Genomic DNA, 16,769 nt, shown 5'->3' on the forward strand with positions numbered 1-16,769 from the left:
TTTAATGAGAATAAATTCTTTATTGGTGAATTAAAATGCAATACTATACGCGTGATTTAGTCATTCATTCCTGGTGTGCCATATCGGCTTTGCCAGCTCAAATATGAGGTGTAAACAACGCGTGCGTACCACTGAACTGGTTGATGGATTTCGTCATTCTGCCCCTTACGTCAATGCCCATAGAGGGAAAACCTTTGTGGTGATGTTGGGTGGCGAGGCTTTAGCACAAAATCAATTTCGCGGCATATTAAATGACGTGGCCCTGTTACACAGTTTAGGCATTAAAGTGGTGTTAGTGTATGGCGCGAGGCCGCAAATCGATGCGGCATTAGCGGCCAATGGGATTGAACCCGCCTACCACGAAGGTGTACGTATCACCGATGAAGACTCACTCAAAGTGATTAAGCAGGTTGCGGGTGCATTGCAGTTTGATATCACCGCACGTTTATCGATGAGTCTAAGTAATACGCCGATGCAAGGCGCGCAAATTAACTTAGTCAGCGGTAACTTTGTGATCGCCCAGCCTCTTGGTGTCGACAACGGGGTGGATTTTTGTTTAAGCGGTAAAGTACGCCGTATCGATACACAAGGGCTTAAGCGTCAGCTCGATAATCACTGTATCGTGTTGATGGGGCCGATTGCCGCATCCGTTACTGGCGAAAGCTTTAACCTCACGGCCGAAGAGATTGCCACTCAGGTTGCGATTAAGCTTAAGGCCGACAAGATGATCGGCTTTAGTTCGCAAAACGGCATCCTCGATCGCAATGGCGATGTGATTGCCGAATTAATGCCAAATGATGCGCAAAACATTCTGACGAAGCTCGCTGAGCAAGGTTCGGCCTGTATTGGTACTATGGCCTTCCTCAAGGCGAGTATTGATGCATGCCGCAATGGTGTGCCCCGTTGTCATTTGGTCAGTTACCTCGATGACGGTGCCTTGCTGCAGGAGTTGTTCTCCCGTGAAGGCATAGGCACGCAAATCGTGACTGAAAGCGCTGAGCGTCTGCGCCGGGCATCGATTAGCGATATTGGCGGTGTACTGAACTTAATTCGTCCTCTGGAAGAACAGGGCATTTTAGTGCGTCGAAGCCGTGAGCAGCTTGAGATTGAAATCGAGCAGTTTATGTTGATTGAGCGTGATGGCTTAGTCATTGGCTGCGCGGCCCTGTACCCCTTTGAAGAGGATAACGCCGGCGAGTTTGCCTGTTTGGTGGTGCATCCAGATTATCGCGATGCGGATAGGGGCAGTCTGCTGCTGAAAAATATCATCGGTCAGGCGCGTAGCCGTGGTTATTCGCGTTTGTTTGCCCTTACTACCCGCAGCATTCACTGGTTCTTAGAACATGGCTTTGTGATCGAAGATGTGGAAGCCTTACCGCAGAAGAAAAAGCAGCTGTATAACTATCAGCGCCGCTCTAAAATTCTCGCCCTCGATCTTTAAGCTTTTAACGCTTGATAAGATGCCAGCCTAGCGCTGGCATTTTTGTTGACATAATATGTCTTTGTTGGCAGATTAAGCTTTTCTTCCTTAAGGACTGCCCACCATGGTGACTCAGCTTTTCTCCCTCGCACCTCTGACTCAAACTTCAATTTTAAGCTTTATTATCTTGTTGTTAGGGTTAGCTGGCGTACTGTGGATGTTGTGGGTCAAACCTATGCCGAAAGTGGCTAAATCGGCGAGCTTAGGCATCTTGTTAGTGATGATTGGTGGATTTTCTTGGGTGTTTTATCAATCCCATAATGCTGAAATCGCGCTAACCGACACCGAGCTAAAACTCGATATTCCCTTTTATAAAGTGCAATTAGCGCGTTCCGAACTGTTAGTCGAGCAGGCGCGTCTTATCGACTTGAAGCAGGAGGCGGATTTAGCGCCAAGCTTTAAAACCAATGGCATAGGTATGCCAGGGTTTCAACTCGGCTGGTTTAATCTGAAGGGTAAGGGCAAGGCATTTGTGGCCGTGACGGATAAATCCGAGCTAGTGTTAGTGCCAACCACGCGAGGCTACAATCTGTTATTGTCAGTGCCCGAGGGCGAGAAGTTTATCAGCCAGCTACAAAAATAGCTGGTTAAGTAGATGCTCACTTAACCACTATTTTTGCAACTGTCGGTAGCGGCGTGATCTCATCACGCCGTTTTGCGCTTATATGCCATATCGAAGGTGAACACCAACAGGGCGCTCCAGATAAAGCCGAAGGTGATGCTCTTCTCGGCATCGAAGGGTTCATTGAATAAGGTTACCGCGAGGATAAACATAATACTCGGGCCGATATATTGGAAAAAGCCGAGCATAGACAATGGAATACGTACCGCTGCACCGGCAAAACACAATAGTGGAATCGTGGTAACAATCCCGGCTGCCATCAACAATAAATTAAGGTGCCAATCGTTGGTCAGCATATTCGCCGTGGCGCTATCTAAGGTCGAGACCAGATAAACCAATGCGACCGGTAGCAGGATGGCGGTTTCGACTAGCAGACCCGATTTGGCATCCACATTGACCTTTTTACGCAGCAGAGCATACACCCCGAAGGTACCCGCTAAGGCGAGGGAGACTATGGGGATTGAGCCGAATGAGACTAATTGGATCAGCACGCCAGCACTCGCCAGCGCGACGGCAAACCATTGCAACTTACGTAATCTTTCACCTAAAAACAGCATGCCGAGCAGCACATTCAGTAGGGGGTTAATAAAGTAACCCAAGCTGGCATCGAGCATATGATCGTTATTCACAGCCCAGATAAAAATCAACCAGTTGGCCGCAATTAATAGGGAGGTGATGGTGAGTACGAGTAGCTGTTTGGGCTGTTTAAACAGCTGGCGAAGTTTTCCAAAGCCACCGATAAACAGCATGATGATCACCATAAACACAAATGACCAGATCACTCGATGCAATAAAATTTCGGTCGCCGAAACATGGTGGAGTAGTTTGAAATATAAGGGCGCAAATCCCCACATACAGTAAGCACTGACGGCAAGTAGGATCCCTTTGCGGTATTCGTTATCAGGCATGAGACATCTTCGAAGGACAACAGGACGGCGATTGTAGGAGGCTATGGGAATTGACTCAAGGTGTGTGCGGTCGCCTTTTTCGTTACAGGATGTCTCTAATGGCGAGTGCTTAACAAAAAGAAGAGGGGAAACACCTGAATAATCAAGGCGTTTCCCTTTAGCTTATCGATGGTGAATGCGGTAAAAATTTTCTAAAAAACGAGGTGTGACAACGGACTAGCCAACCATATAAGTGCCTGTGCCGAAGGCGATATGAGTTCCTTGCTCGTTGTGAAGCTCCATACGACACACTGAGACGCGATTGCCGGCACGGATCACGCTGCCCGTGCCAGTGAAAACCTGTCCACGCCCGGGGCGCAGGTAATCGACGCGCATATCGATTGTGCCTAAGGTTTGCAGCCGTTGCTGTAACTCTTCAACCGTCCAATCATCACGGCTAGCGACCAGTCCGGCAAAGGCGGTGAGCCCGCCTACCACGTCGAGCACTGTGGCGGTGACACCACCGTGGAGAATTTGTTGATGAATATTGCCAATGAGCTCTGGCTTCATATTGATCACCACTTCGACGCCATCTATGTCGTAGCGCTTGATATCCAGACCCAATAAATTATGAAATGGCACGTGCTGGTCAAACACTTCGGCAACACGTTTGAGTACTTCGGCTTGAATTGGGTTTGTCATGCTGTTCGTCCTTGTAGGCTGTAGGGCTTCTTAGAATAGGGTCGAAGTGTGCGTAATGGCATTCGACTTAGAGCAATTAATCTACAGCCAAGCCTATGGCTAATGCAACTTAAGCCTTTGTGTGAGCAAATCGTCTTAGGCGTTGTGATGAGTCGTGGTAGCACTCTAAGCCTATCCTCTGGTTGTTAGCGTGGGTCAGTTTGGACAAGATGGCGCAAGACAGGAGCGATTCTGTCCTTTAGAATAGGCGCCCTTACTTTTTAGCTAGAAGATCCATGGAAACTCAGTTACTCGACATACATGATGATCCGCTGTCACACCGCCTAGCGCAGGTGTTTGGTTACCGTGACTTTAGGGACGGTCAGCGCGAGGTTATCGAACGTGTATGCAGTGGTGAGGACTGCCTTGTGATCATGCCCACCGGCGGCGGTAAGAGTCTGTGTTACCAGTTGCCCGCACTGCTGATGCCTGGCATCACTATCGTGGTATCACCGCTGATTTCATTGATGAAAGATCAGGTCGACAGCCTGTTGCAGACGGGGGTCAATGCCGCCTATTTAAACTCATCGCAGCCGCGGGAACAAAGTTTAGAGGTGCTTAGGCAGTTGCATCGAGGCGAGCTAAAACTGTTGTATGTGTCTCCTGAGCGGTTACTGACAGCCGATTTTATCGAGCGCATGCGCTCCCTGCCACTAGCCATGTTTGCCATTGACGAGGCGCACTGCATCAGTCAATGGGGACACGATTTTCGTCCCGAATATGCGGCCCTTGGCCAGTTAAAGCAGTTATTTCCCCATGTGCCTATGATGGCGCTCACCGCCACAGCGGATCAGGCAACACGGCAAAATATTTGCGAGCGCCTAGGGATTAATCCTTTTAAATTATTATCGAGTTTCGATCGACCCAATATTCGCTATACGGTTGCCGAAAAACTCAATGCCGCCAATCAATTACGACAGTTTTTACTGCAGCAAAATGGCAGTAGTGGCATTGTCTACTGCAGCAGTCGACGCCGTGTGGATGAGGTGGCAGAAAGACTCACCCTGCAAGGGTTTCATGCTAAGGCATACCATGCGGGCATGACGCCACAAGAGCGCGGTGAAGTGCAGGATAGCTTCCTTAAAGATCAAATTGATATTGTCGTTGCTACTGTTGCCTTTGGCATGGGGATTAACAAATCCAACGTGCGCTTTGTGGTGCATTACGATATCCCTAAGAGCATCGAAGCCTATTACCAAGAAACCGGCCGAGCGGGCCGCGATGGACTCGAGGCCGAAGCCTTTATGCTGTTCGACCCCGCCGATATTGGTCGGGTGCGCCATCTTATCGAACAGTCTGAGCCTGGGCCGCAGCAGCAGGTGGATTTCCATAAACTCAATACCATGGCTGCATTTGCTGAGGCGCAAACCTGTCGCCGTCAAGTGTTGCTGCATTACTTCGATGAAAGCGCGTTAGAGCCCTGCGGCAACTGCGATATTTGTCTCGACCCACCTAAACGTTATAACGGCACCGAGGATGCGCAGAAGGTGCTTTCTTGCATTTATCGGCTCGGGCAACGCTTTGGTATCAATCACTTGATTGAAGTATTGCGTGGCTCCAAGGGCGCCGCAATTGTCGACCGAGGGCACGATAAACTCAGCACTTGGGGGATAGGCAAAGACAAAAGCCATGAATATTGGTTGAGTGTTATTCGTCAGCTCATCCATTTGGGGCTGGCGAGCCAAGATATTACTCGGGGCTCATCCATCACCTTAAATCCTTCGGCAAGACCGATCCTTAAGGGCGAGGTGGCGCTAATGTTGGCAGAGCCGCGCATTCAACTGACGAACATTAAGCGCAAAGTCACTCAGTCGCGGGCGCCGCTGAATTACGACCGCAAACTGTTTGCGAGGCTAAAAGCCCTACGTCGCACGATTGCCGAGGAGCAGGACGTACCGCCTTATTTGGTGTTTAACGATGCGACCTTAGCGGAAATGGCGGCCATGATGCCTACCAGTCCCGGTGAGATGCTGGCCGTTAACGGGGTCGGTGAGCGCAAACTCAGCCGATTTGGCGACGATTTCCTCGATGAGATAGCCGCTTATTTAGCGGGGGAATAATCGCTTTGCGGATCACTCACCTTGAGTTTGCCTAACTGGTTAATGCTGGCGCGTTTCACCAGAGAATCCAAAGTATCAAACTGCTGCATCACCGCAATTCCAATGTTCACCTTGTGCGTACCCTGCCACATTTGGATGGTCGGCGTTATCTGGCTAACGACCTTCTGTGCGCCGACTGCAGAGGTATAGGGCAGCACAATAACGATGTCATCTATCGAATAACGCAGCAGTGTGTCCTGCTCACGTAGCTTGTCTTGCAGCTTATCTAGTAAGGGGGGCAGGTCGACTTGGCGTATTTGACTGGCATTAAACAGCAATAATGACAGCGGATAAGCCCCTTGTTTGGCACTGTGCAGTGTCAGCTCAAGTTGCTCCAGTGGAGGAAGATCAGGGGAGGTCGTATCGGACGCTGGCGCGCGGTTATTTTGTTTATCGATGAAATACCAGATCGCGCCCCCGAGAAGCCCCATAGCGACTAAAAATAGTGTGCTGTAGGCCCAGTCGACATTGAGTTCACTCAACAATGAGACATTATGGTGTTGTTGTTCATCGTCGTTGAGTTGCTGTAAACCTTGCTGATTTAACCTGGCTTTGAACTGCAAAATCCGAGTGTTATTCATCGACTCGTTGGCCTGCTCCGCGGCATCGAAACGCTTTTGGACAAACTCATAGGCGAGTTTGTAGTTGCCGTGAGTTTGGTAATAATCGCTTAAAATGCCATAAAACCATTTGAGATCAGAGTATTGTCTTAGTGCTTCTGCTTGTTCGATAGCGGAATCCATCAGTGTCAGTGCGGCGTCATCTCTATGCTGAGCAAAGCGAACCTGAGCTAACAAACGGGTCGAGCGCATCATAGCGACCCGCTGGTTTTGTTGCTTAAAGGTATTCATCGCAATCGAGATATATTCTTCGGCCGTGTCGATTTTCCCTTTATCGAGGGCGATCGATGCCAAAATGGCATAGCTATACGCGAGTTCGAGTGGCGAACCTATTTCTGGCAGCAGAGTTTTGGCTTGTTTTTCTAATTGGTCGCTGTAATCGCGTTCGCCATTATCCAACGCGATACGAGCGGCGTTGCGCAGCAGTACATGCCGTACTTTTCCTTTAGCATCTTCGCTTTTTAATGCCAGCCTAGTGTAATACATGGCTTGTGGAAAATCGTTGGTAGCATGGAGCAAGTTCCCCATAGCAGCATAGATATAGGCCTGTGGCGGCCACACCCAATTTTGTGTTTGCGAATTGATATCGGGATAGATGTCAATAGCGATACGTAGATCTTCGATGGCGGAGGAAAAGTTATCCGTATTGGTATCGAGTTGGCCCCTGAGCCTGAGTGCATCGATGAGTGCTTGGGGTTGCTGATAACGTCTGGCCAGGGTAATAGCTGAGTCGAGTAGGGGTAAGGCTTCTTGAATGTTGTCGTAGTTCAGATTGGCATCTGCCTGACAATTCAGAAAATAGGGGCGTGCCTGATCGAGTTTTAGCTGTTTAGCACTGGCCTCGCCGAGCTGGGCAAGGTTGATTGCGGCTTCATTTTCCCCTAGTTGCAACAAACTTTGGCATTTGAGCATGCTAAGGCGGAGTCTATTAATATCATTATATTTATCAGTTTCTTGCAGTTTTTCTAAAGCGGTGATTTGCGCAAATGCCTTAGTGGGATACTGGTAAACTTGCTCAGTGAGCGCATCCAAATCTAACTGGTCGTTAGCACTGACCCATAAAGGGCAAAGCCATAACAACAGGCTTAGCGCTAAGACACGAAAATCCATTTTTTGCTCCATACCCTAAATTGATTCAACTATCCGTAACCGCGGGCGAGGATTATAACGTGTATCAAGGTTTTTTTGCATAAAAAATGATTTTTTTGTTTAAATTTTGAGTTGTCGCATTTTGTAGATTTTTCTCTACCAACAAGGGATTAATCGGGTTAAGTGTGACGGTTAATCCCCCTGTTTTGCTATTTTGCAGCAAATAACTCGTAGAACATGAAAAAAATTGGGGTTGACACACTTAGGCAAGCGAGTTAAATATTAACCGTCCTCATTTTGAGCCAATAGAATAAATATTTAATTTAAATGAATAGAATTAGCAGCAAACTCGACCTCCTCCTTCTCTCTCTCGCGCCACAAACGCGGAGGTCTTAGTGTTGCTCGCTCGATAGATAGGCAAAGCATTCACAAACCCCGCACCAATGTTGCGGGGTTTTTTTGTATCTGAATACGGCAAAAGTTAAATAATGAACGGTGACGTTCCATGGAGAAACGAGATGTCTAACAGAGTAATTATATTTGATACCACCTTACGTGATGGCGAGCAGGCGTTAGCGGCAAGCCTGTCGGTCAAAGAAAAGTTACAGATTGCCATGGCGTTAGAACGTCTCGGTGTGGATGTGATGGAAGTGGGGTTCCCTGTGTCGTCACCCGGTGATTTTGAGTCGGTACAGACCATTGCCCGTACCATCAAAAATAGCCGTGTGTGCGCCTTATCCCGCGCCTTGGAAAAGGATATCGATGCCGCCGCGCAGGCATTGTCCGTTGCCGAACAGTTCCGTATTCATACCTTTATCTCCACATCCACCATCCATGTGGAGAGCAAGTTAAAGCGCTCATTCGAGCAAGTGTTGGAGATGGCGGTGGGCGCGGTGAAATATGCCCGTAGGTTTACTGATGATGTGGAGTTTTCCTGCGAAGATGCGGGACGCACGCCAATCGATAACCTATGCCGTATGGTGGAAGCGGCGATTCATGCGGGGGCTCGCACCATCAATATCCCAGATACTGTGGGTTACACAGTGCCAAGCGAGTTTGGGGGCATTATTCAAACCCTGTTTAATCGCGTACCGAATATCGACCAAGCCATTATTTCGGTTCACTGCCACGATGACTTAGGCATGTCGGTAGCCAATTCGATTACTGCCGTGCAGCATGGCGCTCGCCAAATCGAATGTACCATGAACGGTATTGGTGAGCGTGCGGGTAACTGCTCCCTCGAAGAAATCGCGATGATCTTAGCGACGCGTAAGAATCTGCTGGGAGTTGAAACTGGGATCAATGCTAAGGAGATCCACCGCACGTCGAATCTAGTCAGCCAGTTGTGCAATATGCCGATTCAGTCGAATAAGGCGATTGTGGGCGCCAATGCCTTTACTCACTCTTCGGGTATTCACCAAGATGGCATGTTAAAGGCGCAAAATACCTATGAAATCATGACGCCAGAGAGTATCGGCCTAAACCGTAACAACCTGAATATGACCTCGCGCTCCGGCCGCCATGTGATTAAGCATCGCATGGAGGAAATGGGCTACAGTGAGCAGGATTACAATCTGGACGCCCTGTACGAACAGTTTTTACATTTGGCCGATAAAAAGGGCCAAGTCTTCGATTACGACTTAGAAGCCTTAGCCTTTATGGAAGCACAAGCGGCGGAAGATAACTTCTATCAATTACAGCAGTTAGTGGTGCAGTCCGACTCCACCGAAGGCGTTGCCACGGCAACAGTGCGCATCGATGTCGGCGGTGAAATTAAAACCGAAGCCGCGACTGGTAATGGTCCCGTCGATGCCGCCTATAACGCCATTGCCCGTGCGACGGACCGTCGTATCGATATCATCAGCTATAAATTGGGCGCCAAGGGCGAGGGACAAAATGCCTTGGGTCAAGTCGACATTACCGCGGTTTACCATGAGCAAAATTTCCACGGTGTCGGGTTAGCGACCGACGTGGTTGAGGCATCAGCCCGTGCGTTAGTGCACGTGATGAACCTCACATGCCGCGCCGATAAGGTCGCAGATTACAAACAGAATATGCATAAAAACAGAGAGCTGGGCGGCGTATAGCCCAAGCGATATCGAGCATAAAGTTTTCACATTGAAGGAGTGAGCGGGCGTATGAGTTATCAAATTGCAGTATTAGCCGGGGATGGTATTGGGCCAGAAGTGATGGCCGAGGCGCGTAAGGTGTTAAAGGCGGTTGAGGCACGTTTTGGTCTTAATATTGAATACACTGAATATGATGTCGGCGGTATCGCCATCGACAATCATGGTTGTCCATTGCCTGAGGCAACACTGAAGGGCTGCGAGGCGGCCGATGCCATTCTGTTCGGCTCTGTCGGTGGCCCTAAATGGGAGAAACTGCCGCCCAATGAACAGCCCGAGCGTGGTGCTCTGTTGCCGCTACGGGGTCACTTCGAACTGTTTTGTAACCTGCGCCCAGCTAAATTGCATAATGGTTTAGAACATATGTCACCGCTGCGCAGCGATATTTCCGCTAGAGGCTTCGATGTTCTCTGCGTGCGTGAGTTAACGGGTGGGATCTACTTTGGTAAACCTAAGGGGCGCCAAGGTGAAGGTGAGAGCGAAGAAGCCTTCGATACCATGCGTTATAGCCGCCGTGAGATTGCCCGTATCGCCCGCATAGCCTTTGAAGCCGCCCGCGGCCGCCGTAAAAAAGTCACTTCGGTCGACAAGGCAAACGTCTTAGCTTGCTCAGTACTGTGGCGCCAAGTGGTAGAAGAAGTGGCGGTGGACTTCCCCGATGTTGAACTGGAACACATCTATATCGACAACGCGACTATGCAGTTGCTGCGCCGCCCCGATGAGTTTGACGTCATGCTGTGCTCTAACTTGTTTGGCGACATTCTATCGGACGAAATCGCCATGTTGACCGGCTCCATGGGCTTGTTGTCTTCGGCGAGCATGAATAGCACTGGCTTTGGTTTGTTTGAACCCGCTGGTGGCAGCGCGCCGGATATCGCGGGTAAGGGCATCGCTAACCCGATTGCACAAATTCTGTCGGCGGCACTGATGCTGCGCCACAGCTTAAAGCAAGAAGAGGCGGCAAGCGCGATCGAACGTGCAGTAAGTAAAGCGCTGAATTCTGGCTATTTAACCGGTGAGCTATTAAGTAGCGACCAACGCCATAAGGCCAAATCGACAGTCGAAATGGGCGACTTTATCGCCGATGCAGTTAAGGCAGGTGTGTAATGACGACTCCTTCAACATCAATCGCTCCGAAAACCCTGTATCAAAAAGTGTGGGATGCCCACGTTGTGGCCACCCCAGAGGGCGAAGCGCCGATCATTTATGTCGACAGACATTTGGTTCATGAAGTGACATCGCCTCAAGCCTTTAGTGGCTTAAAAGTGGCGGGACGTAAGTTACGCGCCCCAGAAAAAACCTTCGCGACCATGGATCACAACACGTCAACACGCAGTGCCAGTCTCGATGCCTTAAGCCCGATGGCACGCACTCAGGTCGAGACCTTGGCACAAAACTGTAAAGACTTCGGCGTGCGCTTATATGACATTCACCATCCTAATCAAGGGATTGTGCATGTGATGGGGCCTGAGCTTGGCATTACCTTACCCGGCACTGTCATTGTGTGCGGTGATTCCCATACGGCGACTCACGGTGCCTTTGGCGCCTTGGCTTTCGGTATCGGCACTTCCGAGGTGGAACATGTACTGGCGACGCAAACCCTGCGCCAATTAAAAGCCAAGACCATGAAAATCGAAGTTCGTGGTCAGGTCACCGATGGCGTCACCGCGAAAGATATCGTACTGGCGATTATCGGTAAGATTGGTATGGATGGCGGTACTGGCTATGTAGTTGAGTTTTGTGGTGAGGCCATTGAAGCGCTGTCGATGGAAGGGCGCATGACTGTCTGCAATATGGCGATTGAAATGGGCGCTAAGGCGGGCATGGTTGCGCCGGATCAAACCACTTTCGATTACCTAGAAGGTCGTGAGTTTGCACCAAAGGGCGAAGATTGGGCAGAGGCCGTCGCCGCCTGGAAGGCGCTGAAAACCGATGTTGGCGCTGAGTTTGATGCCACCGTCGTGTTGGATGCGGCCGATATCGCGCCACAATTGACTTGGGGCACCAACCCCGGACAAGTGGTTGCCATCGATGCGCCTGTGCCTAATCCTGCCGATGAGGCAAATCCAACGATTCGCGCCAGCATGGAAAAAGCGCTGGATTATATCGGCTTGACCGCAGGCACGCCGATGACAGACGTCGCGATTAATAAAGTCTTTATTGGTTCTTGCACTAACTCGCGGATTGAAGATTTACGCAGCGCGGCGAAACAGGCCAAAGGGCGTAAAGTGGCGTCGGGTGTTACGGCAATCGTAGTACCTGGCTCTGGCCAAGTGAAGGCGCAGGCCGAGGCAGAAGGTTTAGATAAAATTTTTATCGAGGCCGGATTTGAATGGCGTTTACCGGGCTGTTCTATGTGTTTGGCGATGAACGATGACAGGTTAGAAGCGGGCGATCGCTGCGCCTCGACCAGTAACCGTAACTTCGAAGGGCGCCAAGGTCGTGGTAGTCGCACCCATTTGGTGAGTCCAGCGATGGCGGCTGCGGCGGCAATTGCAGGGCATTTTGTCGATATCCGTAAACCTTACTAACCGTAATCCCAAGAGGAGAAGTTAATGCAACCTTTTACTAGCCATACCGGGCTTGCGGTCATGATCGACAGCGCCAATATCGATACCGATCAAATTATCCCAAAGCAATTTTTATCTAAGGTGACGCGGGATGGATTCGGTGTGCACTTATTCCACGACTGGCGTTATCTCGATGATGCCGGGGATGTGCCTAATCCTGATTTCACTCTAAACAAACCTCGCTACAGCGGTGCGTCGATTCTGCTGGCACAGGAAAACTTCGGCTGTGGCTCTAGCCGTGAGCATGCACCATGGGCACTGGCGGATTTTGGCCTGCGCGCCATTATTGCCCCGAGCTTTGCCGATATTTTTTATGGAAACTCCATCAACAACGGTTTGTTGCCGGTGAAGTTAAGTGCGAACGAAGTGCGTCAGTTAATGGATGAGGTGGCGAGCGAAGAAGGCGCACAAATCACTGTGGACTTAACGACTTGCAAGGTGACATCGCCTTCGGGAGCTGAGTTTAATTTTACACTGGCCGAGTCGGCGCGACATAAATTGCTGAATGGCTTAGATGCCATTGGATTGACCTTGTCCCACGGGACGCAGATAGGTGAGTACGAAGCAAACATTCCTAGCTGGCGCCGCTAAGCATTCGGCGAACACTTGTACCTTAACGTAAGTTAATCTTAAACGCCTAGTTCGAAAACTAGGCGTTTTTGTTATCCACGTTTAATTGCCTAACAATAATGTATTGTATTTATTGGATTAAAGTAAGGCTGGCATTCCTTGTGTCGCAATCAAAATAAATCATAGTGATTTATGCTGAATTTTAATGATTAAAATGGCTTACAAGTGTTTATAGTGTATTTTGACATTAATTATTTGTTTTTAAATTTATTTTTCAGTTTTTATTATCTGCATTAAAATATGCTCAGCAAATAGTTTGCTAGATTTTTGCTGGATTTTCTTGTTTTAAAAGTGATTTGTCTCACTAAAAATATTGAATGTCTTTTAATAACTAGTTTTTTTATCTGTTTTATTCCCGCTTGTTGCAAACATCTTCTGCATCGGTAAACTCCCCTGCATTCAATCTGGAGTGTTTGCTCTATTTTGTGTGAACGCCATTGTGACCAAGTTACTGGCACAGATAACAATAATATTTTCTGAGAATAACAATGCAAAAACGTCTTCTGACTTTGGCTGTGACTACAGCCTTATTAAGCACAACGACTCAAGTCCATGCAGCGGGTTTCCAACTGGCCGAATACTCAGCGACTGGCTTAGGCCGCGCCTTCGCCGGTGAAGCCGCAATTGCCGATAACGCTTCAGTTCAGGGGCGCAACCCAGCGATGCTGACCTATTTAGAAGGTCGTCAGCTGTCTGCTGGTGGTATCTATGTTATGCCTAACGTGGATGTTAAAGGTGATGTGAGCCTAAGCTCGCCATTACTTGGCCCAAATCCAATCGTGATGAACGGCGATGCCATCGATGTGGCTGATGATGCATTAGTGCCTAACTTCTACTATTCCAATCAGTTAAATGACCAATGGACTTGGGGTCTGGCCGTTAACTCTAACTATGGTCTGTCAACCGAGTTACCTAAAACTCACGCCGCGGCGATTTTTGGTAATAAAACTGCCGTTACTACAGTTGAGTTCAACCCTAACATCGCTTACCGCGTGAATGATGCTGTCAGCGTTGGTGGTGGTGTACGTATCGTTTATGGTGAAGGTGAAATCGGTGCTTCTTTACCTGGCTGGGTAGATAGCATCAAACCCAGTTTACCTGCACAAGTATCTGCAATGTTACCGCCGGGTGGCACTGAGCTGAAAAGCATGAAGGGCGACGACATTGGCTACGGTTGGCAACTCGGGACTAGCTGGCAAATCAACCCAGCCAACCGCGTGGGTTTAGCCTATCACAGCGGCGTTAAGTTTGAGTTAGATGGTCACGCTTCTGGTGTGATTTACGATGGTGGCCAAAATCTGTCGATTGAAGGTTATATTCCACTTGAACTGCCTGCGTTTGCCGAGCTGTCGTCTTATCACCAATTAACGGATAATTGGGCAATGCATGCCAGCGTTAACTGGACCGATTGGAGCGTATTCGATCAGTTAGTGGCTTACTTCCCTGGTGAAGTTAAACCAAAGGGCGGCTTAGAATCTGACTTAGTGAAAGAAGAAAACTTTGAAGATAACTGGCGCTTTGCCTTAGGTACGACCTACCAAGTGAACAATGAATGGTTAGTGCGTGCGGGTGTGGCCTTAGACAAAACGGCTGCAGCCGATGAGTGGCGTACCACGACTATCCCTGACTCAGACCGTCTGTGGTTCTCTGTCGGTGCTGGTTATCAGGCGACTAAAAACCTGAATGTTGATTTCGCACTGACCTATATCCGTGCTACTGGTGATGCGCCAATCAACGAGCAGCAAAATCTGCTAAACCTCGCCACAGTAAGCTTCAACGGTGAAGCGAGCGGTGATGTTTGGTTAGCCGGTATCCAAATGAGCTACAAGATGTAAGCATCCAGCTCGATGAAAAAGCCCTGAATCTTCAGGGCTTTTTTGTGCCTAACAGCACGTGGCCTGATACGCATTTGCCCGATGTTGGCTGGTCATGGCGGCCAATTGGGAATATATTCAGAGCATAATCAATGGAGCATTATGTTCTGCGCCATATCAATTGGGTGCAGGGTAAATAGGATAGGCGTGTGCAGAAAAAATATGTAGTGGCTTTAGACCAAGGCACAACCAGCTCACGGGCGATTGTGTTTGACCACGATGCCAATATTGTCAGTGTGTCACAGCGGGAGTTTACCCAGCTTTATCCAAACCCCGGCTGGGTGGAGCATGATCCAATGGAGATCTGGGCGAGCCAAAGTTCGGTGTTAATCGAATCCCTCGCCAGAGCGGGTATTCACAGCGATGAAGTGGCGGCCATTGGTATCACCAATCAGCGCGAAACCACCATTATCTGGGAAAAGGCCACAGGCAAGCCCGTCTACAATGCCATTGTGTGGCAGTGTCGCCGTAGCTCAGAAATCTGTGAGCAACTCAAGGCGCAAGGCTTAGAAGATTATGTGCGGGAGAATACGGGACTCCTGCTCGACCCTTATTTTTCAGGCACTAAGATCAAATGGATCCTCGATAATGTGCCGGATGCGCGCGCGAAGGCCAAACGAGGCGAACTCTTATTCGGCACGGTCGATACTTGGTTGCTGTGGAAACTCACCGAAGGCAAAGTGCATGTGACCGATCCCACCAATGCCGCCCGCACGCTGCTGTTTAATATTCACAGCCTAAGTTGGGACACAACACTGCTCGAGGCGCTCGATATTCCTGCGGCCATGTTGCCCGAGGTGAAACCTTCCTGCAGTGTCTATGGTACAACCCGTATTGCTGGTGAGGGCAGTGAAATTCCACTCGCGGGGATCGCGGGCGATCAACAGGCGGCGCTCTTTGGTCAGCTTTGTGTTGAGCCGGGAATGGCCAAAAACACTTATGGCACTGGCTGCTTTTTATTAATGAATACAGGCAATAAAGCCGTACGTTCATCCCATGGATTATTAACCACAGTAGCGGTAGGCGCCCAAGGTGAAGTGAACTACGCCCTCGAAGGATCTGTATTTATGGGCGGCGCGACGATTCAATGGTTGCGGGATGAGCTGGGATTGATTCGCGATGCCAGCGATACCGAATATTTTGCCTCTAAAGTTGCGGATACCAATGGCGTGTATTTAGTGCCAGCCTTTGTCGGACTTGGCGCTCCCTATTGGGATCCTAATGCCCGTGGCGCACTGTTTGGGTTAACGCGTGGCGCCAACCGTAATCATATTATCCGCGCGGCGTTGGAGTCGATTGCCTACCAGAGTAAGGATTTGCTCGATGCCATGATTAAGGACAGTGGTGAGCGGCTTAAATCCCTTAAGGTCGATGGCGGCGCGGTTGCTAATGACTTCCTCATGCAATTTCAAGCGGATATCACCGACGTTGAAGTCCTAAGGCCGAGCGTGTGTGAGACCACTGCGCTTGGCGCAGCCTTTTTAGCAGGTCTTGCGGTTGGTTTTTGGACCTCAGTGACCGAACTTGAGCATAAGGCCTGTATCGATAAACACTTCAAACCGAATATTGATGCGAGTCAAAGGGAGTTGTTATATGCGGGCTGGCAAGATGCGGTGGCTAGAACCCGTTCTTAGTTTCTTTTAGGTTTGAAACACATAAGGCGCACCCTGAGGTTGCGCCTTATTCATTTAATCGCAGTAAGTTAAACTTCGATGTCGATGATGTGCTTGCTGGACGATTGTGCTGTGTCAGCGGTATCGTCAGTGACTTCGAGCACCACACCTTCTTTTAAATCTTGCTGTTTGTCCGATGCGCGGCGCTTTTTATTACGACTGGCGTTGTCGTTTTTGCGCCTTTCCCTGACTTTAACATCTAGCGTTGGGGGCAATTGTGACTGCGGGGTTTCATGGCTATCGGGCGCATTAGCAGTCGCACCGCTCACCTGATCGACGACCCGTTTGGGGGTTAATACGGGTTTTACTGGCTGTGCCAGCATAGCGTAAAGACTGTCCAATCCACTCATAGCGCCTC

Annotated in this window: 13 protein-coding genes; 9 read left to right on the forward strand and 4 right to left on the reverse strand. The window is 49.4% G+C overall.

Annotation, left to right across the window (positions count from 1 at the left end; translation table 11 throughout):
• Positions 1–121 precede the first annotated feature (121 nt).
• Complete coding sequence (gene argA, locus L2713_RS16780) at positions 122–1,441, forward strand: amino-acid N-acetyltransferase (RefSeq protein WP_248968650.1); 1,320 nt, start codon at positions 122–124, stop codon at positions 1,439–1,441.
• Between the two features lie 103 nt (positions 1,442–1,544).
• Positions 1,545–2,063, forward strand: coding sequence for a PH domain-containing protein (locus tag L2713_RS16785; RefSeq protein ID WP_248968651.1), 519 nt, complete (start codon positions 1,545–1,547; stop codon positions 2,061–2,063).
• A gap of 62 nt (positions 2,064–2,125) precedes the next feature.
• On the opposite strand, the gene rarD is transcribed toward L2713_RS16785, so the two are convergent.
• Both rarD and L2713_RS16795 read right to left on the reverse strand, forming a co-directional pair.
• The gene (rarD, locus tag L2713_RS16790; protein WP_248968652.1) at positions 2,126–3,010 is read right to left on the reverse strand and encodes an EamA family transporter RarD; all 885 of its coding nucleotides are present in this window, start codon (positions 3,008–3,010) and stop codon (positions 2,126–2,128) included.
• Between the two features lie 216 nt (positions 3,011–3,226).
• The gene (locus tag L2713_RS16795) at positions 3,227–3,691 is read right to left on the reverse strand and encodes a thioesterase family protein (RefSeq protein ID WP_011624318.1); all 465 of its coding nucleotides are present in this window, start codon (positions 3,689–3,691) and stop codon (positions 3,227–3,229) included.
• 275 nt (positions 3,692–3,966) lie between these two features.
• Here L2713_RS16795 and recQ point away from each other — a divergent pair, with 275 nt between their 5' ends.
• The gene (recQ, locus tag L2713_RS16800) at positions 3,967–5,790 is read left to right on the forward strand and encodes a DNA helicase RecQ (RefSeq protein WP_248968653.1); all 1,824 of its coding nucleotides are present in this window, start codon (positions 3,967–3,969) and stop codon (positions 5,788–5,790) included.
• Here recQ and L2713_RS16805 read toward each other — a convergent pair.
• Entirely contained in the window at positions 5,772–7,559 is a 1,788-nt protein-coding gene (locus tag L2713_RS16805) for a hypothetical protein (RefSeq protein WP_248968654.1), read from the reverse strand. The two genes, recQ and L2713_RS16805, sit on opposite strands and share 19 nt — an antisense overlap.
• 497 nt (positions 7,560–8,056) lie before the next feature.
• Here L2713_RS16805 and leuA point away from each other — a divergent pair, with 497 nt between their 5' ends.
• The 6 genes from leuA to glpK all read left to right on the forward strand — a co-directional run bounded on the left by leuA (position 8,057) and on the right by glpK (position 16,372).
• Complete coding sequence (gene leuA / locus L2713_RS16810) at positions 8,057–9,625, forward strand: 2-isopropylmalate synthase (protein WP_011624315.1); 1,569 nt, start codon at positions 8,057–8,059, stop codon at positions 9,623–9,625.
• Positions 9,626–9,676: 51 nt separating this feature from the next.
• The gene (gene leuB, locus L2713_RS16815) at positions 9,677–10,771 is read left to right on the forward strand and encodes a 3-isopropylmalate dehydrogenase (RefSeq protein ID WP_248968655.1); all 1,095 of its coding nucleotides are present in this window, start codon (positions 9,677–9,679) and stop codon (positions 10,769–10,771) included.
• Positions 10,771–12,195, forward strand: coding sequence for a 3-isopropylmalate dehydratase large subunit (leuC, locus tag L2713_RS16820; protein WP_248968656.1), 1,425 nt, complete (start codon positions 10,771–10,773; stop codon positions 12,193–12,195). Before leuB ends, leuC begins: the two co-directional genes overlap by 1 nt.
• Positions 12,196–12,219: 24 nt before the next feature.
• Positions 12,220–12,825, forward strand: coding sequence for a 3-isopropylmalate dehydratase small subunit (gene leuD, locus L2713_RS16825; protein ID WP_248968657.1), 606 nt, complete (start codon positions 12,220–12,222; stop codon positions 12,823–12,825).
• A gap of 527 nt (positions 12,826–13,352) precedes the next feature.
• Positions 13,353–14,699 (forward strand): outer membrane protein transport protein, encoded by a 1,347-nt coding sequence (locus L2713_RS16830; protein WP_248968658.1) that lies wholly within the window; start codon positions 13,353–13,355, stop codon positions 14,697–14,699.
• A 188-nt stretch (positions 14,700–14,887) separates the two neighbouring features.
• On the forward strand, positions 14,888–16,372 hold the full coding sequence (gene glpK / locus L2713_RS16835) for a glycerol kinase GlpK (protein ID WP_248968659.1): 1,485 nt from the start codon (positions 14,888–14,890) through the stop codon (positions 16,370–16,372).
• A 68-nt stretch (positions 16,373–16,440) separates the two neighbouring features.
• On the opposite strand, the gene L2713_RS16840 is transcribed toward glpK, so the two are convergent.
• On the reverse strand, positions 16,441–16,761 hold the full coding sequence (locus tag L2713_RS16840; protein WP_086903071.1) for a hypothetical protein: 321 nt from the start codon (positions 16,759–16,761) through the stop codon (positions 16,441–16,443).
• Between the last annotated feature and the right edge of the window lie 8 nt (positions 16,762–16,769).

Source organism: Shewanella seohaensis (assembly GCF_023283775.1).
GTDB classification, from domain to species: domain Bacteria; phylum Pseudomonadota; class Gammaproteobacteria; order Enterobacterales; family Shewanellaceae; genus Shewanella; species Shewanella seohaensis.